We start from the raw sequence: 23,377 nt of genomic DNA on the forward strand, positions 1-23,377 counted from the left end.
CTGGCTCACCTCCGGGGGAGCAGCGAAGAACGGTGCCATTCGAAGAAAGCGGGAAGCACGGCACGGAGAACGCGGAAGGCCGATATTCCACCGCGCACCGTGCCGATACGTACGAGTTCGTGCTGTGGGGCGTCCACGACCACCCGGACGGCCGCAACCGGCCGGGTTCCCGCCGTCACGGCGCTGTGCAGCGTGACGGCGGACTCCATGTCCACCGCGATGGCGCCGGTGGCGAGGAGCGCGGCGCGTTCGTGGCCGCGCACGACGTGGTCGGAACCGGTGAGCGGACCGGTGTGGACGGTGCGGCGGGGCAGCGCGCGCCCCAGCTCCCGCACCAGCGTCCCGGTGCCGACACAAGGGGTGCGGCCGCCGTCGTGCCGGGTCTCCTCGGCGACGACCAGGTCGCCGGGGTGCATGCCGGGTGCGAGACCGGCGCAGAAGCCCGTGGCCACGACGGCCGCGTCGTGCAGGGCGGGCGTGCCGAGCGCCTTGGCGACGGCGCGCTCGGCGGCCTTGGGGCCCATGCCCGTCCGCAGCACGGTCATGGCTCCGCCCGTGCCGCCCCGGTCGCCGGTGCGCAGGGCGAGGTGCTCGATGCCGAGCGCGCAGGCGATCAGGAGGGGCGCCGGGTCCGGCCCGGCCGGGGTCCGGACCATCAGCTTCCCTTGCCGGAGGCACGGGGGGCGCCGGGGACGCCGGGGACACCGGGGGTGCCGGAGACACCGGCGACACCGGCGAACGGTTCGCCGTTGACGTACCGGCCGAGGGCCGTCAGCGGGAACACCTGCCGGTAGAGATGGTAGTTGATGGAGAAGTCCCAGGGGAAGCCGGTGCCGGTGAAGTACGGCTCGTCCCAGGAGCCGTCGTCCCGCTGTGTCCTGGCGAGCCACTCGACGCCGCGCTCCACCGCCCTGGAGTCCCGCTCCCCGGCCGCGAGCAGGCCGAGCAGCGCCCAGGCGGTCTGCGAGGCGGTGGAGGCGCCGTGCCCGATCCACTGCTCCTCGCGGTAGGAGCGCAGGTCCTCGCCCCAGCCGCCGTCGTCGTTCTGCACCGACTCCAGCCAGGCGACCGCACGCCGGATCGCCGGGTGCGAGCCGGGCATCCCGACGGCGGTGAGGGCGGGCAGGACCGACCCCGTGCCGTAGACGTAGTTGACGCCCCAGCGCCCGAACCAGCCGCCGAACGCCTCCTGTTCGGCGAGCAGCCACTCGACGCCGCGCCGGGTGCGCGGGTCGTCGGCCAGACCCTCGTAGGCAGCCATCTCCACCACGTGCGCGGTGACGTCGGCGGAGGGCGGGTCGATGACCTCGCCGAAGTCGCAGAACGGCAGGCGGTTGGGGAAGGGGCTGGTGTTGTCGACGTCGAAGGCGGCCCAGGCGCCGTTCTTCGACTGCATGCCGAGGTTCCAGCGCACCCCGCGGGCGATGGCGTGCTCCATGCGCGCCCGGTCGGGGTGCTCGACCCGGCGCAGCGCGAGGACGACCTCCGCGGTGTCGTCGATGTCGGGGTAGTTGTCGTTGTGGAACTCGAAGGCCCAGCCGCCGGGGGTGAGGCCAGGCCTGCGCACCGACCAGTCGCCGGGCCGCACGATCTGCTCGCCCAGCATCCAGTCCGCGGCCCGCACCAGCTGCGGGTGGTCGGCGGGCACCCCGGCGTCGGCGAGCGCGATCGTGGCGAGGCAGGTGTCCCACACCGGCGACTGACAGGCCTCGATCATGCGTGCGCCGTCCTCGCGCCACACGGCGAACCGGTCGAGGGACTCGAGCCCGGCCTTCAGGACGGGGTGGTCCAGGTCGTACCCGAGCAGGTGCAGGGCGATGACGGAGTACACGGCGGGCGGCTGGATGCCGCCCCAGCAGCCGTCGTTCTCCTGCCGCTCGATGATCCAGCGGGCCGCGCGGTTCATGGCGGCCCTGCGCACTCCGCGCGGCGCGAACTTGTGGTAGACGTGCAGCGCCTTGTCGAGGCGCTGGAAGACTCCGTCCCAACTCGCCACGGGGGCCGGCGGTCCGACCGGGTTGGGAAGCCGGGGGTCGGTGTGCAGCTCGTCCAGCGGGAAGGGCGCGGGACGTACGGGGCGCTTGGCGGAGACGATGGTCAGCGGCACTATCGTCTGCCGCGCCCAGCACCCGAAGTCATAGATGTTGAGCGGGAACCACTTGGGGAAGTAGAGCAGCTCGGGCGGCAGTTCGGGCAGGTCGTCCCACTTCCACCAGCCGAAGAGGGCCAGCCAGATGCGGGTGAAGACCCGGGCGGACGCGATGCCGCCCCGCTCCCTGATCCAGGCGGACGCCCTGGCCATGTGCGGTTCGTCGGGGGCGTCCCCCGCGAGCCGCAGCGCGACGTACGCCTCGATGGTGACGGAGAGCTCGCCGGGGCCGCCGTGGAAACTGGCCCAGGTGCCGTCCTCGCGCTGCTCGCCGCGGATGAAGAGCCCGGCGGCGCGGCTGGTCGCCTCGTCCTGGACCCCCAGGAACTGGCGGAGCAGCAGATCCTCGGCGTCCATGGTCACATTGGTGGCCAGGTCGCCCTTCCACCATCCCTGGGCGTCCTGGCGGGACAGCAGGAAATCGATGGAGCCCCGTATGGCGCGGGCCGCGGCGTCCAGTGTCCCGATCGCCGCGGGGGTGGTGTCGGTCGTTCCGGTGGCCGAGGCTGCCCGGGGCGTCACCGCTCCGGTGCTTCCGTCGGTCGTCGCTGTCATGGCTTCCCCTTCTCCGCAGTGCTTGGTGTCTGCCGGGTCCGCCGTCGGCCGGGGCCCTGGGGGGACACCGGCCGGCGACTGCGAGTCAGTTGGGGCCGATAGGGATCATCTCTTCCGTACGACGACGAAGTCGGCGAGCGCGCTGAGCTGCGCCCGCACCCGGTCCGGCATCTGGACCTCGTCCAGCGCCTCGATGGCGACGGCGTGCTGCCGCCGCGCCTCCTCGGCGGTCCACTCGCGGCCGCCGGCCTCCTCGATCAGGGCGGCGCGCGCGGCGAACTCTTCCTCGGAGAAGCTGTCGAAGTCGTTGCTCTTGGCGTCGGCGGCGAGCAGCTCGCCGAGCCGTTCGGAGGCCGGGCCGCCCGCGGCGAGGGCGGCGACCACGGGCAGGGACTTCTTGCGCTGGCGCAGATCGCTCCACGTCTGCTTGCCGGTGGCCTCCGGGTCGCCCCAGATGCCGAGCAGGTCGTCGACGGCCTGGAAGGCGAGTCCGAGGTGGTAGCCGTACCGCTCCAGGGTGTCGGCGGTGGCGTCGTCGGCGCCGCCGAGCACCGCGCCGATGGAGACCGCGCAGGCGAGCAGGGCGCCGGTCTTGTTGCCCTCCATCTCCAGGCACTCCTCGACGGTGACCCGCTCGCGGTGCTCGTAGGAGATGTCCTGCGCCTGGCCGTCGATGAGGGCGCGTGTCGCGGTGGTCAGACGGCGCGTGGCGCGGCCCGCCTCGACGGTGCCGAGTTCGAGGAGCACCTCGTTGGCGAGGGCGAACAGGGCGTCGCCGACGAGGATCGCCTGGGCGGGGCCGTGCACCTTCCAGACGGTGTCGCGGTGGCGGCGCTGCTCGTCGCCGTCCATCAGGTCGTCGTGCAGGAGCGAGAAGTTGTGCACCAGCTCGACGGCGACCGCGCCGGGCACGCCGGTCTCCGGGGTGGCGCCCGCTGCCTCCGCGGACAGCAGGGCGAGCGCCGGGCGCACGGCCTTGCCCCCGTCGCCGACGGCCGGGTTGCCGTCGGCGTCGATCCAGCCGAAGTGGTAGGCGGCGACGGTGTCCATGGGCGGCGCGAGGCGGTCCACCGCGGACCGCAGCACCGGGGTGGCCAGTGTCCGGCCGCGCTCGAGGAGCGCAGTCACGTCCACGGCGGCCGGTTCGGCCGAGGGCACAGTCGGCACGGTCTCTCCTCTGATTCCGGTGCGGGGTTCGTGGGGCGGGGGCCCCAGCAGGTCGAGCGTCACGCCGCCTCCTCGAAGAGATGGTCATGGGGGCGGTCGAGGGCGGTGAGGGCGGCCCGCGCCGCGGTGATCCCGCTGCGTACAGCGCCTTCCATCGTCGCGGGCCAGCCGGTGGCGGTCCACGCGCCCGCCAGGTGGAGGCCGGGCGCGTGGGTGTGCGCGCCCGGGCGCAGGCGCCCGACGCCCGGTGTCGGCGCGAAAGTGGCCGCGCGCTCCCGGGTCACGAAGAAGTCGAGCACCCGTGCGCCGTGCGCGGCGGGCAGCAGGCGCTCGAGCTCCGGCAGATAGCGCTCTCTGAGCGCCGCCACGGGCGCGTCGATCTCCCCGTGGGCCGCGGACTGGGACAGCGCGAGGTACTGGCCGGTGCGCAGCCCCGAGGCCTCGGTCCGGTCGAAGACCCACTGCACGGGCGTGCCGAGCGCGGCGAAGAAGGGCCGCTTGAGCACCTTCCTGTCGTACACGACGTGGACGTTGAGGATCGGCGCGCTGTCGATGGCGAGGAGCCGGTCGGGGTCGTCGAGGGCGCCGTCGGGGAGCAGGTCGTGCGCCTCCGCCTGGGGCACGGCGAGCACCACGGAGTCCGCCTGGACGACCTCACCGGGAACTTCCACGCGCCAACTCCCGTTCTCCTGACGGGAGAGGGAGGTGACACGTGTTCGCAGTTCGGTGCGCACACCCGCCGAGTCGAGCGCCTTGCGGGCGAGCCCGTCGTGCAGGTCACCGAGGGGCACCCGCGCCCAGCCGATGTCGGCGGCGCCCGGCTCGGAGAGCAGTCCGGTCCTGAACACCATCGCGGCGAGCCCGAGCGAGGCGTCGCCCGCGACGGCGTTGAGGGTGGCCACCCCGACGAGGTCCCACAGCGCCTCGATGGCGCGCTTCGACTGACCGCGGGCGGCAAGCCAGCTGCCGAAGTCCTGGTTGTCGAGCGCCGGGTCGGCCGGGTCGAGTCCCTTGAGGGCGAGCGCGGCGCGGCCGACGGCGGCGCGCTCGGCGATCGACAGATGCGGATAGGTGGCGAGGCTCGCGGCCAGGTGCAGCGGCACGGGCAGCGCGGTGCGGCGCAGCCGCCCGAGACGGTGCCGATGGGCGTCGAGCACGGGTACGTCGAGACGGTCCTGGAGCGGCGCCAGGTGGGCGCCTTCGACGCGGTCGAGGAACCAGCGGTAGGCCGTGCAGCAGCGCAGGTAGACGTGCTGGCCGTTGTCGACGGTCAGCTCGCCGCGCTGGAAGGAGAAGGCGAGTCCGCCGAGGCGCGGGCGCCCTTCGAGCAGGGTGACCTCGACGCCCGCGTCGGCGAGTGCGAGGGCGGAGGTGACACCGGCCAGGCCGCCGCCCACGACGACGGCCGACGGGCGTCGACCTGCGCTGTCGGCCTCCTGCGCGGAGCGGCTGTCGTCCTGCCTCATGCGTCCTCACTTTCGGCGGTTGCAGTCTGGGACGCCGAGGCCATGCGGAGGGTTGCCCGCCGCTCGGGACGACACGCCGTCCGCGCTGCGGCTTCACCGGGCACGCGGATCACGTACGCCTCCTGACGGCGCCCCGGGAGACGCTGCGCGCGTCGAGCCCGGACAGACCGCGCACGGCGACGTACGCCTTCTCGCGTCCCGGCAGGGAGACGCGGCCCCGCAGGACCGCTTCCGGTTCCCTCTCGATGCGGTCGAGCAACCGGCGGTAGATGCCCGCCATCGCCGCCACACAGGCACCGCTGCGCCGGTCGAGCATCGGCAGGAGGCGGTAGCCCTCGGCGAACAGGGCCCGCGCGCGGCGGACTTCGAAGTGCACGAGCCCCGCGAAGTCCGACCCGGGCGGCGGCTCGGCCCTGGAGAACCCGTCGGCGCAGCCGAACTTGGCGAGGTCGTCGGCGGGGAGGTAGGTACGGCCCTCCAGCGCGTCCTCGCGAACGTCGCGGAGGATGTTGGTGAGTTGCAGCGCGAGCCCGAGCGTGTCGGCGTACTCGGGGGCGCGCTCCGCGTTCGGCGCGCCCGGTTCGGTGCCGAAGACGCCGAGGGAGAGCCGCCCGATGGCGCCGGCCACGCAGCGGCAGTAGCCCTTCAGGTCCTCCCAGGTCTCGTACGTCTCGCCGCGCACGTCCATCAGGACGCCGTCGATCAGCTCGTCGAGGCCGCCGAGCGGGATGGGGAAGTGCCCGGCCGCATGGCTGAGCGCCACCGCGACGGGGTCGGTGTCGTCCTCCGCCACGCCGCCGTCGCGCACCCGGGTCAGCAGGGCCCGGGTGTCGTCGAGGCGCGCCTGCTTCACCTGTGGCGCGAGGGCGCCGTCGCCGATGTCGTCCACGCGCCGGGAGAACGCGTAGAGCGCGGACATCGCCCGCCGCTTGGGCGTCGGCAGCAACCTGATGCCGTACGCGAAATTGCGTGCCTGCTGCCCCGTGACGGTCTCGCAATAGCTGTATGCGGCGAGTACCGGCGCGGACACGCGAGGTTCTGACTCCACGGTCCGGCTCACCCCTCTCCTCGCAGAACCGCTCCCACCTCGCGCAGCAAACGCGGCTTCGTGGGTTTGGGCGGCCTGGAAACGACGTCGTACCCGGCGGCGGCGATCGCGTGGACGGTCGCCCTTCCCCCTGCCACGAACCCGGCAAGCAGCAGCTTCAGCCTGCCGTGGACGCTACCCACGAGGGGGGTGCCTTCATTCAGGAGGCGGTGGGCGCGTTCCGCTTCATAGGCGACCAGTGCGCGCACCGATGCGCCTGCCGTGGGTGCGGCCAGATCCCGTTCCCGGACGTGGAAGCGCGACATGTCCTGTGCCGGGAGGTAGACGCGGTCGCGTTCCAGGTCCTCGCGCACGTCCTGGAGGTGCTCCACGACCTGGAGCGCGGTGCACACCGAGTCCGACAGGCGGACGCGCTCGGGGGTCGCGGTGCCGGTGATGGCGAGGACGAGGCGGCCCACGGGGTTCGCGGACAGCTCGCAGTAGGCCACCAGGTCCTCGAAGGTCTCGTACCGCTTGACGAGCTGGTCCTGGCGGTTGGCGGCGATCAGGCCGAGGAAGGGCTCGGGAGTCAGACCGCGTCGGCGCACGGTGGGCACGAGGGCCTGAAGGAGCGGGTGGCCGGGGTCCCGGCCCGCGGTGAAGACCCTCCGCAGATCGGCCTCGAAGGCGTCGAGGAGGGCGAGCGGGTCATCGGCGGCGGCCGGGTCGGCGCCGAGGTAGCGGGCGTGCGCGGCGCCCCGGTCCAGGTCGGCGTCCCCGATGTCGTCGACCAGACGGGCGTAGCCGTACACGGCCATGAGGTCCTCGCGCCAGGCGCGCGGGAGGAAGAACGGGGCCACGGGAAAGTTCTCGTCCGCGGCTTTGTCGAGGACGGCGGACGCATCGCGGAGCCGGAGATCGTCCGTAGCCATTGCCGTCACATCTCCCGTTCTACACTGCTGACCTAAAACATCCTATTTCGGACACGCCGCCCTGCCCCCGCGCGGCGGACGGTGCCCTGTGCCCCGGTGCCGCGCGAAATCTCCCCACTTGCCGCTATTCAGCACCGGTACAGCTTACGTTGTACAACGCACGCCGAGTCGTCGGGGTGTTTCGCGCATCACAACAACGCACCGATTGGCTTCAGTCTTCCCCGAACTCCCGTGACGCGCGGGGCTTTTGATGTCCGCGGACGGAGCAGGGCCCCGCCGGGGTGTCCCGGCGGGGCCCTGCTCCGTTCGGCCGTGACGGGCGTACCGCCATCCGGCTGCCTCCCGGTGAACGGCTGCCTTCCCATGAACGGCTACCGGCCGGTGGACCGCTGCCGGCCGGTGAACCGCTACCGGCCGGTGAACTTCTCGTACTCCTTGATGACCTCGTCGGTCGGCCCGTCCATCCGCAGCTCGCCGCGCTCCAGCCAGAGCACGCGGTCGCAGGTGTCACGGATCGACTTGTTGTTGTGGCTGACCAGGAAGACCGTGCCGGCCTCCTTGCGCAGCTCACGGATGCGGGCCTCGGAGCGCTTCTGGAACTTGCGGTCGCCGGTGGCGAGCGCCTCGTCGATCATCAGCACGTCGTGGTCCTTGGCGGCCGCGATGGAGAAGCGCAGGCGGGCGGCCATGCCGGAGGAGTAGGTGCGCATCGGCAGGGTGATGAAGTCACCCTTCTCGTTGATCCCGGAGAAGTCGACGATGTCCTGGTAGCGGGCCCTGATCTGCTCCCTGCTCATGCCCATGGCGAGACCGCCGAGGATCACGTTGCGCTCGCCGGTCAGGTCGTTCATCAGGGCCGCGTTGACGCCGAGCAGCGAGGGCTGACCGTCGGTGTAGACCTTGCCGCGCTCGGCGGGGAGCAGGCCCGCGATGGCCCGCAGGAGCGTGGACTTGCCGGAGCCGTTCGAGCCGATCAGGCCGATCGCCTCGCCGCGGTAGGACGTGAAGCTGACGCCGCGCACGGCGTGCACCTTGCGGACGCCGCGCTCCTCGCCGCGCCGCAGGATGCGGCTCAGGGCGGAGGTGGCGCTGCCCTTGCCCGTCTTCGCGCCGTTCACGCGGTAGACGATGTGCAGCTCGTCCGCGATGACCGTGGGGACGTGCGTGCGGCCGCCGGTTCCTGCGTTGTTGTCGTCAGCCACGGCCGTACCTCTCCTCCGCCTTCCAGAAGTACACGAAACCGCCCACCGCCACGAGCAGGGCCCAGCCGGCCGCGACCGCCCAGACGTGCGGCGGCAGGTTCTCGGAGCCGTAGCCGTCGATGAGCGCAAAGCGCATCAGGTCCATGTAGATGGCGGCCGGGTTCCACTGGAGGATGTCCCCGATCCACGCCGGGTGCTCCTTCAGCATCACCGGGATGGAGAACATCACGCCGGACGCGTACATCCAGGTGCGCATCACGAACGGCATCAGCTGCGCGAGGTCGGGGGTCTTGCTGCCGAGCCGCGCCATGACGAGCGCGAGGCCGGTGTTGAAGAGGAACTGGAGGGCGAGCACCGGCACGATGAGGAGCCACGACAGGCGCGGGTAGCTGCCGAAGCCGACCGCCACCACGAACAGCACGATCATCGAGAAGAGCAGTTGCTGGAGCTGCTGGAGCGAGAAGGAGACGGGCAGCGAGGCACGCGGGAAGTGCAGCGCGCGGACCAGGCCGAGGTTGCCCGAGATGGCCCGCACACCCGCCATCACCGAACTCTGGGTGAAGGTGAAGACGAAGACACCGGTGACCAGGAACGGGATGTAGACCTCACGGGACATGCCCCGGTCGGCCTTGAGGATGAGGCCGAAGATGAGGAAGTAGACGAGCGCGTTGAGCAGCGGTGTCGCCACCTGCCAGAGCTGGCCGAGCTTGGCCTGGCTGTACTGGGCGGTGAGCTTGGCCTGGGAGAAGGCGAGGATGAAGTGGCGCCGGCCCCAGAGCTGGCTGACGTACTCGAAAAGACCGGGACGGGCGCCGCTGACGGACAGGCCGTACTTGGCCGCAAGCTCCGCGGGGGGCAGCCCGTCGTCGGGCGACGGTGGCGCGGTCACCGCGACTCCACCGTCCTGCGTTGTCTCACTCACGAGGGGAAACTTTCGTCTTCAGATGCGCGGCCGGTCGGGCGTAGGCGAGGGCCAGGGACCGGGATACGGCCCGAATGTTCTCAGACCCGAGCTTGTCAGATGACAGGAGGTCGGCCCAGCCGTGTCAGGCGCCACACCGTACGCCACTTCATGGGGCGGCGGGGTCCGCACGAACTCGTCCAGCCCTCCTTGAAACCGCCGAACCAGGCCTTCAGGGCGGGCCGCGTGGGGCGCCGGGCCAGGGTGAGCAGGAGCCACACGCCGAGGTACGCGGGCACCAGGGCGGCGGGCAGGTTGCGGCGGGCCAGCCAGACGCGGTTGCGGGCCACCATGCGGTGGTAGACGGCGTGCCGCGAGGGGGCCGTGGTGGGGTGGAAGAGCACCATGTCGGCGCGGTAGTCGATCATCCAGCCCGCGTCCAGGGCGCGCCAGGCGAGGTCGGTCTCCTCGTGCGCGTAGAAGAAGGCGTCGGGCAGGCCCCCGACCTCTTCGACGACCTCGGCGCGGACGGCGCTCGCACCGCCGAGGAAGGTCGTCACGCGTGAGGACCGCATCGGGTCGGAGGCGCGCAGCCGGGGGACGTGGCGGCGCTGGGTGACGCCGGTGTCGGGGTCGGCGATGCGGAAGGAGATGATCCCGAGTTCCGGGTCCGCGGCGAAGGCCTCGCGGCACAGTTCGGCGGTGTCGGTGTGGGCGAGCAGCCCGTCGTCGTCGAGGAAGAGCAGGATGTCCACGCCGGTGCCGTCGGCGGCGCCGGACGAGAAGGCCTCGATGCCCGCGTTGCGCCCGCCGGGGATGCCCAGGTTCTCGGGCAGTTCCACGGTGCGCACGCCCTCGGGGACGTCGGGCACGGGGGCGCCGTTGCCGACGACGACCACCTCGATCCGGTCGCCGTCCTGCTTGGCGACCGAGTCGAGGAGGGCGCGCAGCTCCTGCGGGCGGTTGCCCATGGTGATGACGACCGCGCCGACCCTGAGCGGCGCGGTCGCCCTCCCCGGCGTGCCCGACGGGCTCGGCGTACTCACTTCAGCCTGCTCGACACGAGAATGGACACGAGGTGGAGCAGGGTCTGCAAGAGCGCGATGCCCGCGAGGACGGCGACCCCGAGCCGGGAGAAGAACAGGTCGTCCCTGGCCGCGTCCACGATCGCGAGGACCAGGATGAGCAGCGACGCCTCGATGCCGAGGATGAGGCGGTGGAACTTCAGCGCGGCGGCGGCCTTGCGGGCGAGGGCCATGCCGGCGGCGCGCGGCTCGGACGCCGACTCCTTGACCGGGGCCAGGCCCTGCTGGTGGCGGGCGACGCCGACCAGGTCGGTCTCGGCCTTGATCAGGATGGCGCCGAGGGCGGCGAGGGTGCCGAGGAAGGCCCACAGCCAGTCGATGCGGCCCGGTCCCCACAGGTCGGCGGCGCGCAGACCGAAGCCGACGAGCACCGCGGCGTCGCACAGATAGGCGCCGACCCGGTCCAGGTAGACGCCGCCGAGCGAGAACTGCCGGCGCCAGCGGGCGATCTCGCCGTCGACGCAGTCGAGCAGCAGATAGAGCTGGACCGCGACCACGCCGAGGACGGCGCCCCAGATGCCCGGCACCAGCAGGGCCGGGGCCGCGAGGACGCCCGCGACGGTCATCAGGTAGGTCAGCTGGTTGGGCGTGACCCTGGTGTTCACCAGGTAGCGGTCGCAGCGCAGCGAGATCTCGCGCATGTACAGGCGTCCCGCCCAGTGCTCACCGCTGCGCCGGTCCTTCACTCCCGCGGGGTGGACGACGGGGCGGAGTTCAGCTACCGATGGCCTTGGCATAGTCGGCGTATGCGTCCTTGATCTGGTCGGTGTTCAGATGGAGGTGCTCGAGGATCGTGTAGCGGCCCGGCCTGGTCTGCGGGGCGTACGCGACGACCTGGACGAACTCGTCCACGGTGAACCCGATCTCCTCGGGGAGCACGGGCAGGCCGTGGCGGCGCAGGACCTCGGCCATGTACGCCGACTCCTCGTGGGCGCCGCGCAGGTGCATGGCGAAGGCGGCGCCGAGGCCGCACTGCTCGCCGTGGCTGGCGGCGCGCTTGGGGAAGAGCAGGTCGAAGGCGTGGTTGATCTCGTGGCAGGCACCCGACGCGGGGCGGGAGTCGCCCGAGACGGACATCGCGATGCCGGTGAGGACCAGGCCCTCGGCGAGCACCTGGAGGAAGCCGTCGTCGCCGACGCCGCCGGGGTGGCGCAGGACCGCCTCGCCTGCCTGGCGCGCCATCGCGGCGGCGAGGCCGTCGATGTCCTCGCCGCGCTCGCGGGCGGCGAGCTCCCAGTCGCGGATCGCGGAGATGTTGGAGAGGGCGTCGCCGATGCCGGAGCGCACGAAGCGGACCGGGGCCTCCCGGATGACGTCGAGGTCGATGACGACCGCGATGGGGTTGGGCACGCCGTACGAGCCGCGGCCCGCGTCGTTGTCGAGGGTGGCGACCGGCGAGCACAGGCCGTCGTGCGACAGGTTCGTCGCGACGGCGACCAGCGGCAGGCCGACGCGCGCTGCGGCGTACTTGGCGCAGTCGATGATCTTGCCGCCGCCGAGGCCCACGACCGCGTCGTAGCGGCCCTTCTTCATGGCGTCGGCGAGCTCGATGGCGTCGTCGAGCGTGCCGCCGCCCACCTCGAACCAGTCGGCGCCGGGCAGCGAGGGCGAGAGCCGTTCGCGCAGGACCGCGCCCGAGCCGCCGCTGATGGCGACCGCGAGCTTGCCGGTCGACGAGCAGATCCGCTGGTCGGCGAGGACCCCGGCCAGGTCGTTCAACGCCCCCGGCCGGATGTCCACGACGACCGGCGAGGGGATGAGCCTCGTCAGTACAGGCACGCGATCTCCCGCCCCTTGGCCAGGTCGTCGTGGTTGTCGATCTCCACCCACTTGACGTCGCCGATGGGGGCGACGTCGACCTTGAAGCCGCGGTTGACGAGCTCCTGGTAGCCGTCCTCGTAGTAGAGGTCGGGGTCGCGCTCGAAGGTGGTCCTCAGGGCGTCGGCGAGCTCGTCGGCCGCGGAGCCCTCGATGAGGGTGACGCCGATGTACTCACCGGTGGCCTCGGCCGGGTCCATCAGCTTGGTGATCTTCTGGACGCCCTGCTCGGGGTCCACGACGACCTTCATCTCCTCGTCGGCGAGCTGCTTCACCGTGTCGAGGGCGAGGATGATCTTCCGGCCTTCGCCGCGGGCGGCGAGCAGCGTCCTCTCGACGGAGACCGGGTGCACGGTGTCGCCGTTGGCGAGGATCACATCGTGCTTGATGGCGTCACGCCCGCACCACAGGGAGTAGGCGTTGTTCCACTCCTCGGCCTTGTCGTTGTCGATGAGGGTCAGCTTGAGGCCGTACTTCGCCTCCAGGGCCGCCTTGCGCTCGTAGACGGCCTCCTTCCGGTACCCGACGATGATCGCGACCTCGGTGAGACCGATCTCGGCGAAGTTGCCGAGCGTCAGGTCGAGGACGGTGGTGTCACCGTCGACGGGCACCAGGGCCTTGGGCAGGGTGTCCGTGTAAGGACGCAGACGCCGTCCGGCGCCTGCCGCAAGGACGAGGCCGATCATGCGGGTTCTCCTTCATCGTGTACGGCGGGTGCGCCACGCTGGTGAGCGGTCACCCAGAAGCGGATGCTCTCGACGAGCACCACCAGTGCCACGGCCACGGCGAGGGCCGTGAGCGCGACGGTGAAATCTGTGTCGTGCAGTACGGCGGCGGCCAGCGCGACCGCCAGGGTCCTGCCTTCTTGGCCGCCGATCGTCCGCACCAGCCAGCGCGGGGGCGCGCCGGTGCCGCCCTTGATGCGGTACACCGTGTCGTAGTGATGGTAGGCGACCGCGGCCACCAGGCCGAAAGCCGCCGGTAGGCAGCCGTTCACGTCGGCTTTGGCCGCCAGTACGAGAACGGTCCCGTATTCGGCCACGCGGAAGAACGGCGGAACCAGCCAGTCGAGGGCGCCCTTGAGGGGGCGGGCGAGAGCCAGGCCCGAAAGGACGACGTACGCCACGGCGCCGACGACCACCCAAGGGCTGCCCCAGGAGCCGAGGAGCGCGGCGCCGAGCACCGCGGCGCCGCCTGCGAGGGCGAGGGCGGGCGCGGGCAGCGCGATGCGGGGCCGCAGGGCGGCGAAGGCCGAGCCCAGGGGGCCGTTGTCGGCGAGGTCGTCGAGTGCCCGCGCGGCGCGGTCGGTGCGGGTGGCCCTGCGGGTCAGCGAGCGCAGGACGCGTCCCGCGGTGGTGTAGCAGGCGGCGAGGGCGCAGCCGACGAGGAGGACGACCAGGGTGACGCGGGGCGTGGTCAGGGCGGTGAGCACGGCGATCAGGGCCCAGCGCTCGCCGATGGGCAGCACGATCATGCGGCGCAGCCAGACCGTCCACCCGACGCTGTCGAGCCGGTCGGAGAGGGCGGCGGTGGGGCTGGTGTTGCCGGTCGCGTCGTGATTGGCCTCGTTGAAGGAGAAGTCGACGACGTGCCGACAGGTCTGGAGGACCATCGCGCCGAGCGCGAGCGCCCACACGTCGTCGCCACCGCGGGCGGCACCGAGCGCGAGGCCCGCGTAGTACGCGTACTCCTTGGCGCGGTCGAAGGTCGCGTCCAGCCACGCGCCGAGGGTGGAGTACTGGAGCGAGTAGCGGGCGAGCTGGCCGTCCGTGCAGTCGAGGACGAAGGAGAGGAGGAGCAGAAGTCCCGCGGCGACGAAGCCGCCGCGGGTGCCGGTGGCCGCGCAACCCGCCGCGATCAGGGCGGTGAGCAGCGAGGCGGTGGTGACCTGGTTCGGGGTGAGGCTGCGGCGTGCGCTCCAGCGGGCGAGGTGGCGCGAGTACGGGCTGACGCAGTACGTCGTGAAGAAGCCGTCGCGGGCCTTCACCGCGCCGCGCAGGCGCACGGCCTCGTCGTCGACGGCGGCGACGGCCTGGCGCGCTGCGTTGCGGGCCTGCGGGTCGTCGGCCACGGTCGCCACGAGCGTGCCGAGCTCGGGCCTGTGCACGGCGGTGCCGGTGCTCTCCAGGGCGGCGGCGAGGCGGTCGGGCACGGAGGGCTCGGCCGCGTCGAGGGCGTGGGGCGCCCCGGCGGCGGGGGTGGCCGACGCCCGCAGGGCGCGCGTGAGCTCCCCGCGCGCCCCGGCTTGCGCCGTCACCGCGCCGGGCACGGCGGCGACGGGGAAGCGCGGGTCGGTCAGGCCGAGGCGCAGGGCGTGGACGTGGCCGACGAAGCGGTGGTCGACGACGGCGACGCGCTCACCCGCGGGCAGGTCGCGCAGCAGGGTCTCGAGCTCGTCGGCGGACGCCGTCGCGGGGGCGGTCCGCACGTCGAAGCCCAGGGACCGCAGATCGCCCTCGAGCGGCGAACCGGGCACCGGCAGGCCGGTGAGGATGGCGGTCGACAGACGAACTCACTCCTTGATTCCCGGCGCGGCTCGCGCGGGCACGTGCGTGACGGGGGCGCTCCGGCCACGAGGCGGCCGGGCGGCATGTCGGCAGAGGCTATCGGATGAATGGAAGCGGGCGTTCACCGCCCGTTCACGCCCCGATCAGCAGGGTCTGCGGGGTCCTGGCCGACGCGATCATCATGGTCGAAAGCAGCCCGCGGTCACAAACCGCGGGGCCCACACCCGCCCAAGCCCCCCCAAGGCGGACGCCCCAGGCCCCCTAAGGTGGACGACCATGACATGGCTGATCACAGGTGGGGCGGGATATATCGGGGCGCATGTGGCGCGGGTCATGGCCGGCGCCGGGGAGCGCGTGGTCGTCCTCGACGACGTCTCCTCCGGGGTGCCCGACCGGCTGCCCGCGGACATCCCGCTGGTACGGGGCACTTCGCTCGACGGGGGCCTGGTGCGGCGGGTGCTCGCCGAGCACGGGGTGACGGGTGTGGTGCACCTCGCGGCCCGCAAGCAGGTCGGTGAGTCGGTGGAGCAGCCCCTGCGCTACTACCGGGAGAACGTCGGGGGTCTCGCGACCCTCCTCCAGGAAGTGGTGGACGCGGGGGTCACCCGGTTCGTCTTCTCCTCGTCGGCGGCCGTGTACGGCAATCCCCCCGGCACCGGCGTGGTGACCGAGGACACGCCCTGCGCGCCGGTCAGCCCCTACGGCGAGACGAAGCTGGCGGGCGAGTGGCTGGTCCGGGCGGCCGGGCGGGCGCACGGGATCACCACCACCTGCCTGCGGTACTTCAACGTGGCGGGCGCCGCGCGGCCCGAGCTCGCGGACACCGGGGTCTTCAACGTGATCCCGATGGTCTTCGACCGCCTCACCCGCGACGAGGCCCCGCGCGTCTTCGGCACCGACCACCCCACGCCCGACGGCACCTGCGTACGCGACTACGTCCACGTCAGCGATCTCGCCGAGGCCCACCTCGCGGCCGCCCGCAGGACCGCGGGGCCCGGCACCGATCTGACGGTGAACATCGGCCGCGGCACCGGAGTTTCCGTACGCGAACTGCTCGCCGTGATCGCGGACGTCACCGGGGACCGGCGCGCGCCGGTCGTCGAGCCGCGCCGCGCGGGGGACGCGCCGCGCGCGGTGGCGGACGCGGGCCTGGCCGCGAAGGAGCTGGGCTTCGTCGCGCGGCGCGGCGTCGAGGAGATGGTGGCGTCCGCGTGGGCGGGCTGGTGCCTGCGTCACCCGGAGGCCAGGCGCCGCCGAGACCCCGGCCGCCTCACTCCGTAACCCTCTGACCTGCATCCCATTTACGCAGGTCAGAGCATATGACAACGGTTCTCAAGACCGTGTTGCACATACCCCCCACCCGTAGTTCACTGGTGATCGCGACCGGGACCCGGACGCCGCCGGACGACCACGGAGGACCGCCTCATGGGGGCACGGAACGGCCACGACCACAGCCACGCACCGCCCGCGGAGGGGACGGCGACGGCCGCCTACCGGGGTCGGTTGCGGGTCGCCCTCGCCATCACGCTCACCGTCATGGTGGTGGAGATCGTCGGCGGCATCGTCGCCGACTCCCTCGCGCTGATCGCGGATGCGACGCACATGGCGACGGACGCCCTCGGCCTCGGCATGGCGCTGCTCGCCATCCACTTCGCGAACCGGCCACCGAGCGGGAACCGCACCTACGGCTACGCGCGCGCCGAGATCCTGGCCGCGCTCGCCAACTGCCTGCTGCTGTTCGGCGTCGGCGGGTACGTCCTGTACGAGGCGATCCAGCGCTTCGTCACCCCCGCCGAGACCGCGGGCGGCCCGACCATCGTCTTCGGCCTCATCGGCCTGGCCGCGAACCTGGTCTCGCTCACGCTCCTGATGCGTGGCCAGAAGGACAGCCTGAACGTGCGCGGCGCGTTCCTCGAGGTCCTCGCGGACGCGCTCGGTTCGGTCGCGGTCCTGGTGTCGGCGGCCATCATCCTCGCGACGGGCTGGCAGACGGCGGACCCCATCGCCTCCGTCGTCATCGGCCTCATGATCGTCCCGCGTACGTGGAAGCTGCTGCGGGAGACCCTGAACGTGCTGCTCGAGTCCGCGCCCAAGGGCGTCGACATGGCCGAGGTGCGCGCCCACATGCTGGCCCTGCCCGGAGTGCGGGACGTACACGACCTGCACGCCTGGACGATCACGTCGGGGATGCCGGTGCTCTCCGCGCACGTCGTCGTGAGCTCGAGGACGCTGACCGCCGTCGGACACGAGAAGATGCTGCACGACTTGCAGAACTGCCTCGGCGACCACTTCGACGTCGAGCACTGCACGTTCCAACTGGAACCGAGCGGCCACGCGGAGCACGAACCGCGGCTGTGCCACTGAGGTAGACTTGGCGACGATCTTTGAGGACACCTGTGCGGGAGGTGGGTCGATGACTGTCGCGGCTGACGCTGCCACGCGTAGCGACACGTGCATCCCCACACTCCGGGCCCACGGCTGACGTTCCGTACGTCTGCGTCTGCTGGCGCGTACGTCACGGCCGGGCCCGCTCACTCAAAGGGTTTCCTCCGTTGACTCAGCATTCCGAGAACGCGATCACCGACGCCTTCTTCGCCCTGCACCACGGCCTGCCGCGGCAGGGCCCCGGCTCCGACGCGACGACGCGGGCGCTGCTCGCCCTCGCCGGCGAGCTGCCCGCCCGTCCGCGCGTGCTCGACCTCGGCTGCGGCCCCGGCCGTTCCGCGCTGCTGCTCGCCGCCGAGGCCGGTGCCGTCGTGACGGCCGTCGACCTGCACGAACCGTTCCTCGCCGAGCTGCGCGCCGCCGCCGAAGCCCGCGGCCTCGCGGACTCGGTGCGCACCGTCCACGCCGACATGGGCGACCTGCCCTACCCCGACGGGTCGTTCGACGTCATCTGGGCGGAGAGCTCCGCGTACAGCATCGGCTTCGACACCGCACTCGCCTCCTGGCGGCGGCTGCTCGCGCCCGGCGGGACGCTCGTCCTCACCGAGTGCGAGTGGACGGCCGCCGAGCCGTCCGCCGAGGCGCGCGCCTTCTGGGACGCGCACTATCCGCTGCGCACCGCGCGGCGCAACACCCGCGCCGCGCTCGCCGCGGGGTACGCGGTGCTCGGCACCGTGCCGCAGCCGGAGTCCGACTGGGACGAGTACTACGGCCCGCTCGGCGACCGCGCCGACGCGGCCGACCCGGGGGCCCCCGGCATGGCCGAGGCCCTCGCCGCCACCCGCGCCGAGCTCGCGATGCGGCGCGACCACGGCACGGAGTACGGGTACACCGGCTATGTCCTTCGTCCCGCGGACGGTGCCTGGCGCACCCGGCCGGAGGCGATGTCCGGCGCCGACCGGGCGGCCGTGCGCGCCGTGCACGCCGCCGCGTTCCCGACCGTCGCGGAGGCCGACCTGGTCGACGCGCTGCGCGAGGATCCGGGCGCCTGGCTGGAGGGCCTGTCGTACGTCGCCGAGGCTCCCGGAGCGACCGGCACGACCGGAGCGACCGGCACGACCGGCACAGCCAACGCGACCGGCGCGACCGGCGCGACCGAAGCACCCGTCGGGACCGGCAGCCCCGGCGACCCCGGCGACACCGCCGGGGAAGTCGTGGCGCACGCCCTCCTCACCCGCTGCCAGGTGGACGGCGCCCCGGCGCTCTGCCTGGCGCCGGTGGCCGTGCACCCCGCGCATCAGGGAACGGGCGCCGGTTCGGCCGTCGTGCGCGCCGTGCTGCACGCCGCGCGCGCCCGTGGCGAGCAACTGGTCCTGGTGCTCGGCCACCCGGACTACTATCCGCGGTTCGGTTTCCGCCCGGCGTCGGGTTACGGAATCCGGCCAAGTTTCGACGTCCCCGACGGGGCCCTGATGGCCCTGGTCCTGGACGGAGCACCTGGAACGGACGGTTCCGCGCCCGTGCCGCGGGGCACGATCACCTATCCGGCGGCCTTCGGGGTCTGACCCCGGCGGCGTCCGCGCGTCCCGTCCCCGGCGTCGGGGACGGGACATGCGGGACTCCCGGAGTGCGGGGAGTGCCGGTGCCGTACGGCAGACTTGAGGGTCCGAGACCGAAGCGAAGGATGGGTATGCCGATCACACCTGCCACCGCGGCGAACAGTTCGCCGAACGGCACCGGAGAGACAATCCTGCTGGAACTCGTCGACGAGGACGGCAGGACGATCGGCACGGCGGAGAAGCTCGCCGCCCATCAGGCGCCCGGGCAGCTGCACCGCGCGTTCTCCGTCTTCCTCTTCGACGAGCAGGGCCGGCTCCTCCTCCAGCAGCGGGCGCTCGGCAAGTACCACTCCCCCGGTGTCTGGTCCAACACCTGCTGCGGCCACCCGTATCCGGGCGAGGCGCCGTTCGCGGCCGCCGCGCGGCGCACCTTCGAGGAGCTCGGCGTCTCGCCGTCGCTGCTCGCCGAGGCGGGCACGGTGCGCTACAACCACCCGGACCCGGACTCGGGCCTGGTGGAACAGGAGTTCAACCACCTGTTCGTGGGGATGGTGCAGGCGGAGCTGCGCCCGGACCCCGCGGAGGTGGGCGACACGGCGTTCGTCACGGCCGCGGAGCTGGCGGAGCGGCACGCGCGGGGCACGTTCTCCGCGTGGTTCATGACGGTCCTGGACGCGGCACGGCCCGCGGTCAGGGAGCTGACGGGTCCCGGCGCGGGCTGGTAGCACCGCGCGCCGGGGCCGCTCAGACCCCGTTCGGTTTCAGGGGCAGGGCCGCCCAGATGACCTTGCCCCCGTCGGCCGTGTGCTCGGCGTCGCAGGTGCCGCCCGCCTCCAGGGCGATCTCACGGACCAGGAGCAGCCCCCGACCGCCGGTCTGGCCGTAGTCGGCGAACAGCGCCGTGGGCCGGTAGGGGTGGTTGTCCTCCACGGACACCCGCACCCACTCCGCTCCCACCGCGACCTCCACGGCGAGCGTCGGGGAGAGCAGCGCCGCGTGCCGTACCGCGTTGGTGACGAGCTCGGAGACGATGAGCAGCAGTCCCTGGACCAGCTCGTCCGGCGCCGGTACGCCCTGGCGCGCGAGCAGGTCGCGCACCGCGTGCCGTGCCTGGGGCACCGACGCGTCGACGGCGGGGGCGGTGAACCGCCACACGCCCTCGTACGGCACACGCCCCTCGCCCCTTGGGAGTGGGTCCGGCCCTCTCCCGTCGTTCCCCATCGCCCGGTCCCCGCCCTCGCACTCGATTGTCACCACACGTCGAGTGTTGGGAACGCACCGGTCCGTGCCGCACCACTGACCAGAAGTCAGCCACTATCGACATGATTTGATCGCGCCCGTATGGCGCCGTCAGTTGCGCGACTGCTCCTGCCCTTCTTCTGCTGCCTTCCAGGGTTCTTCAGGTTGTACGGCTTCACGGCTGACCATGCTGATGAGCCGTCGGCCGCCGATGCCCGTGGCGATGAGCCCGAGGCCGTCGAAGAGCAGCGCGAGGGAGAAGAAGGTGCCGATGACGTACTGGCTGCTGCTCGGCCAGCCGCCGAGCACGAGCACGCCGAGCAGCACCCCGAACGCGCCCTGGAGCAGCGTCACCGCCATCTGCGGCCCCCGCACCACCAGGCTGCCGACGAGCCGGAACACCCCGCCGGTGAGGAAGAGCAGCGCCGCGAACATCGTCAGCGCCTCCGCCGCCACATCGGGCCTGCGGATGACGACGACGCCCGCCGCGAGGTTCAGCGCGGCCACCACCACACCGAGCCAGAAGAAGTTCGTACCGCGGGACTGCACCGCGTGCAGCAGCGCCACGACGCCGCCCACCAGGAGCAGCCAGCCGAACAGCAGCATCGAGGTGAGCGTCGCGACACCCGCGTACACGAGCCCGACGAGCCCGCCGACGGCGAGGATCGCGCCGAGCAGCGTGAGCAGGCCGAAGCTGCGTCGCAGCTGCGGGCCCCGGTCGGTGGTGCCGGGCCCGTGGGCACCGGCCCTTCCGTGTGCGCGGCCCCTGCCGGCCTGCTTGTCTCTGCGGCCCATGACCATGTGCGTCTCCGTCCGTGCGAAGCCGCCCCTTGTCGATCGTACGTTCGCGGGGTGCGGATAGCATCCGGCGCATGGAGCCGCAGCTGAGGCAGGCCGTCGCCGACGGCGTCGCCACCGTCGTCATCGACCATCCGGCCAAGCGCAACGCCATGACGGCCGACATGTGGCGCGCGCTGCCACCGCTGCTCGGGGCCCTCGCCGTCGACCCCGCCGTCCGGGCCCTGGTCCTCACCGGCGCCGGGGACACTTTCTGCGCGGGCGCGGACATCTCCTCACTGCGTACGGAGCCCGGCCGCGCCCAGGAGCTCGCGGGGCGGGCCGAGGAGGCACTCGCGGCGTTCCCGAAGCCGACGCTCGCGGCCGTGCGGGGGTACTGCGTGGGCGGGGGCTGCCAGCTGGCCGCCGCCTGCGACCTGCGGTTCGCCGACCAGGACGCCACCTTCGCCATCACCCCGGCGAAGCTCGGCATCGTCTACCCGGCGTCCACCACGCGGCGCCTGGTGGCCCTGGTGGGCCCCTCCACCGCCAAGTACCTGCTGTTCTCCGGCGAGCCGGTCGACGCGGCGCGCGCGCTGCGCCGCGGGCTCGTGGACGAGGTGCTCGCCGCCGGTGAACTGGACGCCCGGGTCAAGGAGTTCACCCGGGTCCTCGCCTCCCGCTCGCTGCTCACCCAGGCGGCGGCGAAGGAGTTCGCGACGGACGTCGGCAGCCTCGGTGCCGGGACCGGGGCCGCCGGGGCCGCGCGGGAGGCGTACTGGGCGGGGCAGATGCGCGACAGCGGCGACACCGCCGAGGGTGTCGCCGCCTTCCTGGAGCGCAGGCGGCCGCGGTTCACCTGGACGCCGCCGCGCTAGGGGGCTTCCGGCAGGGCCACCCCGCGGCTACGCGGTCGCGCCCGCCTTGCGCCGCCACATCTCCACGAGGTGGGCCGGGGCCTTCTCCGGCGACCCCGCGTCGTAGGGCGGCTGGGGGTCGTACTCGATGAGCAGCTGGACGGTCTGGGCGCACTCGTCGCCCGCGATCCTGCCGACGAGGGCGAGGCCCATGTCGATACCGGAGGACACGCCCGCGGCCGTGACGTACTTGCCGTCGAAGACCACGCGCCGCCCCGTGGAGCGCGCGCCGAGTTCCTCGAGGGTCTCCAGGGCCAGCCAGTGCGAGGTCGCCTCGCGGCCGGTCAGGAGTCCGGCGGCGGCGAGCGCCAGGGAGCCCGTGCACACCGACGTCGTCCATGTGGTGGTCGCGTCGACGGCGCGCAGCCAGTCGAGCAGCGGCGCGTTCTCCCGCTGGTCGGCCTGGCCGGGGCCGCCGGGGACCACCACGATGTCCGGGCGCCGCACCTCCTCGAAGGTCTTGGTCGCGACGAGCGCGAGCTGCCCGCTGTCGTCGGTCACGGGTCCGGTGCGCTCGGCCACGAAGACCACCTCGGCGTCGGGGATGCCGCCGAGGGTCTGGTAGGGGCCGACGGCGTCGAGCGCGGTGAAACGCTCGTACAGGGCGATGGCGATCTGCATGGGTGCTCCTTGAGAGTGCGGTCGGTCGGTGGCGTGCGTCGGTGCGGTGCGGTGCGGTCAGGGGCCAGTGGTCAGGGAGTCGCGTTCAGGGGGCTGTGGAAGCGGCGGCGGTACTCGGCCGGTGGTGTGCCGAGTGCCTTCACGAAGGCGCGGCGCATGGCCTCCGGGGTGCCGTAGCCGCAGGCGCGCGAGACCTCCTCGACGCCGTCGGAGGTGTCCTCCAGGAGCCGTCGCGCCTGCTCGACGCGGACCCGTTCGACGTACTTGCCCGGCGTCGTACCGGTCTCCGCCTGGAAGGAGCGGGCGAAGTGCCGGGGCGAGAGCCGGGCGCGCCCGGCGAGCGACTCCACGCTGAGGTCGCCCCCGGGGTTCTCGCTGATCCACCGCTGGACCTCGCGCAGCGGCTCGCTCCTCGCCGTCTGCGCCGAGAGCTGCGCGCTGAACTGCGCCTGGTTCCCGGGGCGGCGCAGGAACACCACCAGATAGCGCGCCACGGTCAGGGCGGTGTCACGGCCCAGGTCCTCCTCGACGAGGGCGAGCGCCAGGTCGATGCCCGCCGTCACACCGGCCGAGGTGGCGACATGGCCGTCGCGTACGTAGATGGGGTCCGGGTCCACCTCGACCTCGGGGTGGTTGCGGGCGAGCGTGTCGCAGTACGCCCAGTGCGTCGTCGCGCGGCGGCCGTCGAGGAGTCCGGCGCGGGCGAGCAGGACCGCGCCGGTGCAGACGGACACCAGGCGGCGGGCGCGCGGGGCGTGGGCCCGGAGCCAGGCCACCAGGTCGGCGTCATCAGCCCGGGTGCCCGCGCCGCCGGGGACCAGCAGGGTGTGCCAGGGCCGCGCCGCGGCGTCCGCCAGGCGGAGGTCGGGGACCAGCGTGAGCCCGCTCGACGTCCGGAGCGGGGCGCCGTCGAGGGACGCCGTGACGACGCGGTAGGGCTCGGCGTCCCGGTGCCGGTGGCTCGCCCCGGTGAAGACCTCCAGGGGGCCCGTGACATCGAGGCTCTGGACGCCGTCGAAGAGGACGACCAGGACGGTTCGCTGCTGCATGCCTCGATTCTTGGGGCGGGC

22 protein-coding genes are annotated in these 23,377 nt (G+C 72.7%); 5 read left to right on the forward strand and 17 right to left on the reverse strand.

From position 1 onward, the window contains the following. Nucleotides 1–5 precede the first annotated feature (5 nt). From ACH4DX_RS08695 to ACH4DX_RS08755, 13 genes are all read right to left on the reverse strand, one after another. Nucleotides 6–656, reverse strand: coding sequence for a 1-hydroxy-2-methyl-2-butenyl 4-diphosphate reductase (locus ACH4DX_RS08695; protein ID WP_398154544.1), 651 nt, complete (start codon nucleotides 654–656; stop codon nucleotides 6–8). Further along, nucleotides 656–2,704 carry a squalene--hopene cyclase gene (shc, locus tag ACH4DX_RS08700; RefSeq protein ID WP_398154545.1) on the reverse strand — a complete coding sequence of 683 codons (2,049 nt, stop codon included), beginning with the start codon at nucleotides 2,702–2,704 and terminating at the stop codon, nucleotides 656–658. Before shc ends, ACH4DX_RS08695 begins: the two co-directional genes overlap by 1 nt. A 105-nt stretch (nucleotides 2,705–2,809) precedes the next feature. Next, on the reverse strand, nucleotides 2,810–3,934 hold the full coding sequence (locus ACH4DX_RS08705; protein ID WP_398114686.1) for a polyprenyl synthetase family protein: 1,125 nt from the start codon (nucleotides 3,932–3,934) through the stop codon (nucleotides 2,810–2,812). Further along, nucleotides 3,931–5,337 carry a hydroxysqualene dehydroxylase HpnE gene (gene hpnE / locus ACH4DX_RS08710; protein ID WP_398154546.1) on the reverse strand — a complete coding sequence of 469 codons (1,407 nt, stop codon included), beginning with the start codon at nucleotides 5,335–5,337 and terminating at the stop codon, nucleotides 3,931–3,933. Before hpnE ends, ACH4DX_RS08705 begins: the two co-directional genes overlap by 4 nt. Nucleotides 5,338–5,446: 109 nt before the next feature. Further along, nucleotides 5,447–6,397 carry a presqualene diphosphate synthase HpnD gene (gene hpnD / locus ACH4DX_RS08715; protein WP_398154547.1) on the reverse strand — a complete coding sequence of 317 codons (951 nt, stop codon included), beginning with the start codon at nucleotides 6,395–6,397 and terminating at the stop codon, nucleotides 5,447–5,449. Further along, the gene (hpnC, locus tag ACH4DX_RS08720) at nucleotides 6,394–7,296 is read right to left on the reverse strand and encodes a squalene synthase HpnC (protein ID WP_398114692.1); all 903 of its coding nucleotides are present in this window, start codon (nucleotides 7,294–7,296) and stop codon (nucleotides 6,394–6,396) included. The genes hpnD and hpnC overlap by 4 nt, the downstream gene beginning before the upstream one ends. A 407-nt stretch (nucleotides 7,297–7,703) precedes the next feature. Continuing rightward, entirely contained in the window at nucleotides 7,704–8,498 is a 795-nt protein-coding gene (locus ACH4DX_RS08725; protein WP_398154548.1) for an ABC transporter ATP-binding protein, read from the reverse strand. Then, entirely contained in the window at nucleotides 8,491–9,420 is a 930-nt protein-coding gene (locus ACH4DX_RS08730) for an ABC transporter permease (RefSeq protein WP_398114696.1), read from the reverse strand. Before ACH4DX_RS08730 ends, ACH4DX_RS08725 begins: the two co-directional genes overlap by 8 nt. Nucleotides 9,421–9,515: 95 nt before the next feature. Next, on the reverse strand, nucleotides 9,516–10,370 hold the full coding sequence (locus tag ACH4DX_RS08735) for a glycosyltransferase family 2 protein (protein ID WP_398116039.1): 855 nt from the start codon (nucleotides 10,368–10,370) through the stop codon (nucleotides 9,516–9,518). Nucleotides 10,371–10,441: 71 nt separating this feature from the next. Continuing rightward, a complete protein-coding gene (locus tag ACH4DX_RS08740; RefSeq protein WP_398154549.1) occupies nucleotides 10,442–11,221 on the reverse strand; it encodes a CDP-alcohol phosphatidyltransferase family protein in 780 nt (259 codons plus the stop codon). Beyond that, nucleotides 11,199–12,263, reverse strand: a complete 1,065-nt coding sequence (locus ACH4DX_RS08745; RefSeq protein WP_398114700.1) for an iron-containing alcohol dehydrogenase family protein — start codon at nucleotides 12,261–12,263, stop codon at nucleotides 11,199–11,201. The genes ACH4DX_RS08740 and ACH4DX_RS08745 overlap by 23 nt, the downstream gene beginning before the upstream one ends. Next, on the reverse strand, nucleotides 12,251–12,988 hold the full coding sequence (locus tag ACH4DX_RS08750) for a sugar phosphate nucleotidyltransferase (protein WP_398114702.1): 738 nt from the start codon (nucleotides 12,986–12,988) through the stop codon (nucleotides 12,251–12,253). The genes ACH4DX_RS08745 and ACH4DX_RS08750 overlap by 13 nt, the downstream gene beginning before the upstream one ends. Then, on the reverse strand, nucleotides 12,985–14,808 hold the full coding sequence (locus ACH4DX_RS08755) for a DUF5941 domain-containing protein (protein WP_398154761.1): 1,824 nt from the start codon (nucleotides 14,806–14,808) through the stop codon (nucleotides 12,985–12,987). Before ACH4DX_RS08755 ends, ACH4DX_RS08750 begins: the two co-directional genes overlap by 4 nt. 277 nt (nucleotides 14,809–15,085) lie before the next feature. Between ACH4DX_RS08755 and galE the strand changes: the two genes are divergently transcribed. The 4 genes from galE to idi all read left to right on the forward strand — a co-directional run bounded on the left by galE (nucleotide 15,086) and on the right by idi (nucleotide 19,478). Next, nucleotides 15,086–16,090, forward strand: coding sequence for a UDP-glucose 4-epimerase GalE (gene galE, locus ACH4DX_RS08760; RefSeq protein ID WP_398154550.1), 1,005 nt, complete (start codon nucleotides 15,086–15,088; stop codon nucleotides 16,088–16,090). 144 nt (nucleotides 16,091–16,234) lie between these two features. Then, nucleotides 16,235–17,173, forward strand: a complete 939-nt coding sequence (locus ACH4DX_RS08765) for a cation diffusion facilitator family transporter (RefSeq protein ID WP_398154551.1) — start codon at nucleotides 16,235–16,237, stop codon at nucleotides 17,171–17,173. A 188-nt stretch (nucleotides 17,174–17,361) separates the two neighbouring features. Next, the gene (locus tag ACH4DX_RS08770) at nucleotides 17,362–18,759 is read left to right on the forward strand and encodes a GNAT family N-acetyltransferase (RefSeq protein WP_398154552.1); all 1,398 of its coding nucleotides are present in this window, start codon (nucleotides 17,362–17,364) and stop codon (nucleotides 18,757–18,759) included. A gap of 125 nt (nucleotides 18,760–18,884) precedes the next feature. Then, nucleotides 18,885–19,478 (forward strand): isopentenyl-diphosphate Delta-isomerase, encoded by a 594-nt coding sequence (idi, locus tag ACH4DX_RS08775; RefSeq protein ID WP_398114709.1) that lies wholly within the window; start codon nucleotides 18,885–18,887, stop codon nucleotides 19,476–19,478. A gap of 19 nt (nucleotides 19,479–19,497) precedes the next feature. Here the strand turns inward: idi and ACH4DX_RS08780 are convergent, their stop codons facing one another. Together ACH4DX_RS08780 and ACH4DX_RS08785 are read right to left on the reverse strand one after the other, a co-directional pair. Further along, complete coding sequence (locus tag ACH4DX_RS08780) at nucleotides 19,498–19,974, reverse strand: ATP-binding protein (protein WP_398116043.1); 477 nt, start codon at nucleotides 19,972–19,974, stop codon at nucleotides 19,498–19,500. Nucleotides 19,975–20,103: 129 nt separating this feature from the next. Beyond that, nucleotides 20,104–20,787 (reverse strand): HdeD family acid-resistance protein, encoded by a 684-nt coding sequence (locus ACH4DX_RS08785; RefSeq protein ID WP_398154553.1) that lies wholly within the window; start codon nucleotides 20,785–20,787, stop codon nucleotides 20,104–20,106. A 77-nt stretch (nucleotides 20,788–20,864) separates the two neighbouring features. Between ACH4DX_RS08785 and ACH4DX_RS08790 the strand changes: the two genes are divergently transcribed. After that, nucleotides 20,865–21,647 carry an enoyl-CoA hydratase/isomerase family protein gene (locus ACH4DX_RS08790; RefSeq protein WP_398114713.1) on the forward strand — a complete coding sequence of 261 codons (783 nt, stop codon included), beginning with the start codon at nucleotides 20,865–20,867 and terminating at the stop codon, nucleotides 21,645–21,647. 27 nt (nucleotides 21,648–21,674) lie between these two features. On the opposite strand, the gene ACH4DX_RS08795 is transcribed toward ACH4DX_RS08790, so the two are convergent. Continuing rightward, the gene (locus ACH4DX_RS08795; RefSeq protein ID WP_398114715.1) at nucleotides 21,675–22,307 is read right to left on the reverse strand and encodes a DJ-1/PfpI family protein; all 633 of its coding nucleotides are present in this window, start codon (nucleotides 22,305–22,307) and stop codon (nucleotides 21,675–21,677) included. 71 nt (nucleotides 22,308–22,378) lie between these two features. Next, nucleotides 22,379–23,356 (reverse strand): GlxA family transcriptional regulator, encoded by a 978-nt coding sequence (locus ACH4DX_RS08800; protein ID WP_398154554.1) that lies wholly within the window; start codon nucleotides 23,354–23,356, stop codon nucleotides 22,379–22,381. Nucleotides 23,357–23,377 lie beyond the last annotated feature (21 nt).

The organism is Streptomyces sp. NPDC017940, assembly GCF_044328435.1.
Taxonomy (GTDB): Bacteria; Actinomycetota; Actinomycetes; order Streptomycetales; family Streptomycetaceae; genus Streptomyces.

Bases quoted from the DNA above. Each gene is read 5' to 3' on its own strand.
- ACH4DX_RS08695 (WP_398154544.1), bottom strand. From the start codon at position 656: ATGGTCCGGACCCCGGCCGGGCCGGACCCGGCGCCCCTCCTGATCGCC.
- shc (WP_398154545.1), bottom strand. From the start codon at position 2,704: ATGACAGCGACGACCGACGGAAGCACCGGAGCGGTGACGCCCCGGGCA.
- hpnE (WP_398154546.1), bottom strand. From the start codon at position 5,337: ATGAGGCAGGACGACAGCCGCTCCGCGCAGGAGGCCGACAGCGCAGGT.
- hpnC (WP_398114692.1), bottom strand. From the start codon at position 7,296: ATGGCTACGGACGATCTCCGGCTCCGCGATGCGTCCGCCGTCCTCGAC.
- ACH4DX_RS08735 (WP_398116039.1), bottom strand. From the start codon at position 10,370: ATGGGCAACCGCCCGCAGGAGCTGCGCGCCCTCCTCGACTCGGTCGCC.
- ACH4DX_RS08740 (WP_398154549.1), bottom strand. From the start codon at position 11,221: ATGCCAAGGCCATCGGTAGCTGAACTCCGCCCCGTCGTCCACCCCGCG.
- ACH4DX_RS08750 (WP_398114702.1), bottom strand. From the start codon at position 12,988: ATGATCGGCCTCGTCCTTGCGGCAGGCGCCGGACGGCGTCTGCGTCCT.
- galE (WP_398154550.1), top strand. From the start codon at position 15,086: ATGACATGGCTGATCACAGGTGGGGCGGGATATATCGGGGCGCATGTG.
- ACH4DX_RS08765 (WP_398154551.1), top strand. From the start codon at position 16,235: ATGGGGGCACGGAACGGCCACGACCACAGCCACGCACCGCCCGCGGAG.
- idi (WP_398114709.1), top strand. From the start codon at position 18,885: ATGCCGATCACACCTGCCACCGCGGCGAACAGTTCGCCGAACGGCACC.
- ACH4DX_RS08780 (WP_398116043.1), bottom strand. From the start codon at position 19,974: ATGGGGAACGACGGGAGAGGGCCGGACCCACTCCCAAGGGGCGAGGGG.
- ACH4DX_RS08785 (WP_398154553.1), bottom strand. From the start codon at position 20,787: ATGGGCCGCAGAGACAAGCAGGCCGGCAGGGGCCGCGCACACGGAAGG.
- ACH4DX_RS08790 (WP_398114713.1), top strand. From the start codon at position 20,865: ATGGAGCCGCAGCTGAGGCAGGCCGTCGCCGACGGCGTCGCCACCGTC.
- ACH4DX_RS08795 (WP_398114715.1), bottom strand. From the start codon at position 22,307: ATGCAGATCGCCATCGCCCTGTACGAGCGTTTCACCGCGCTCGACGCC.
- ACH4DX_RS08800 (WP_398154554.1), bottom strand. From the start codon at position 23,356: ATGCAGCAGCGAACCGTCCTGGTCGTCCTCTTCGACGGCGTCCAGAGC.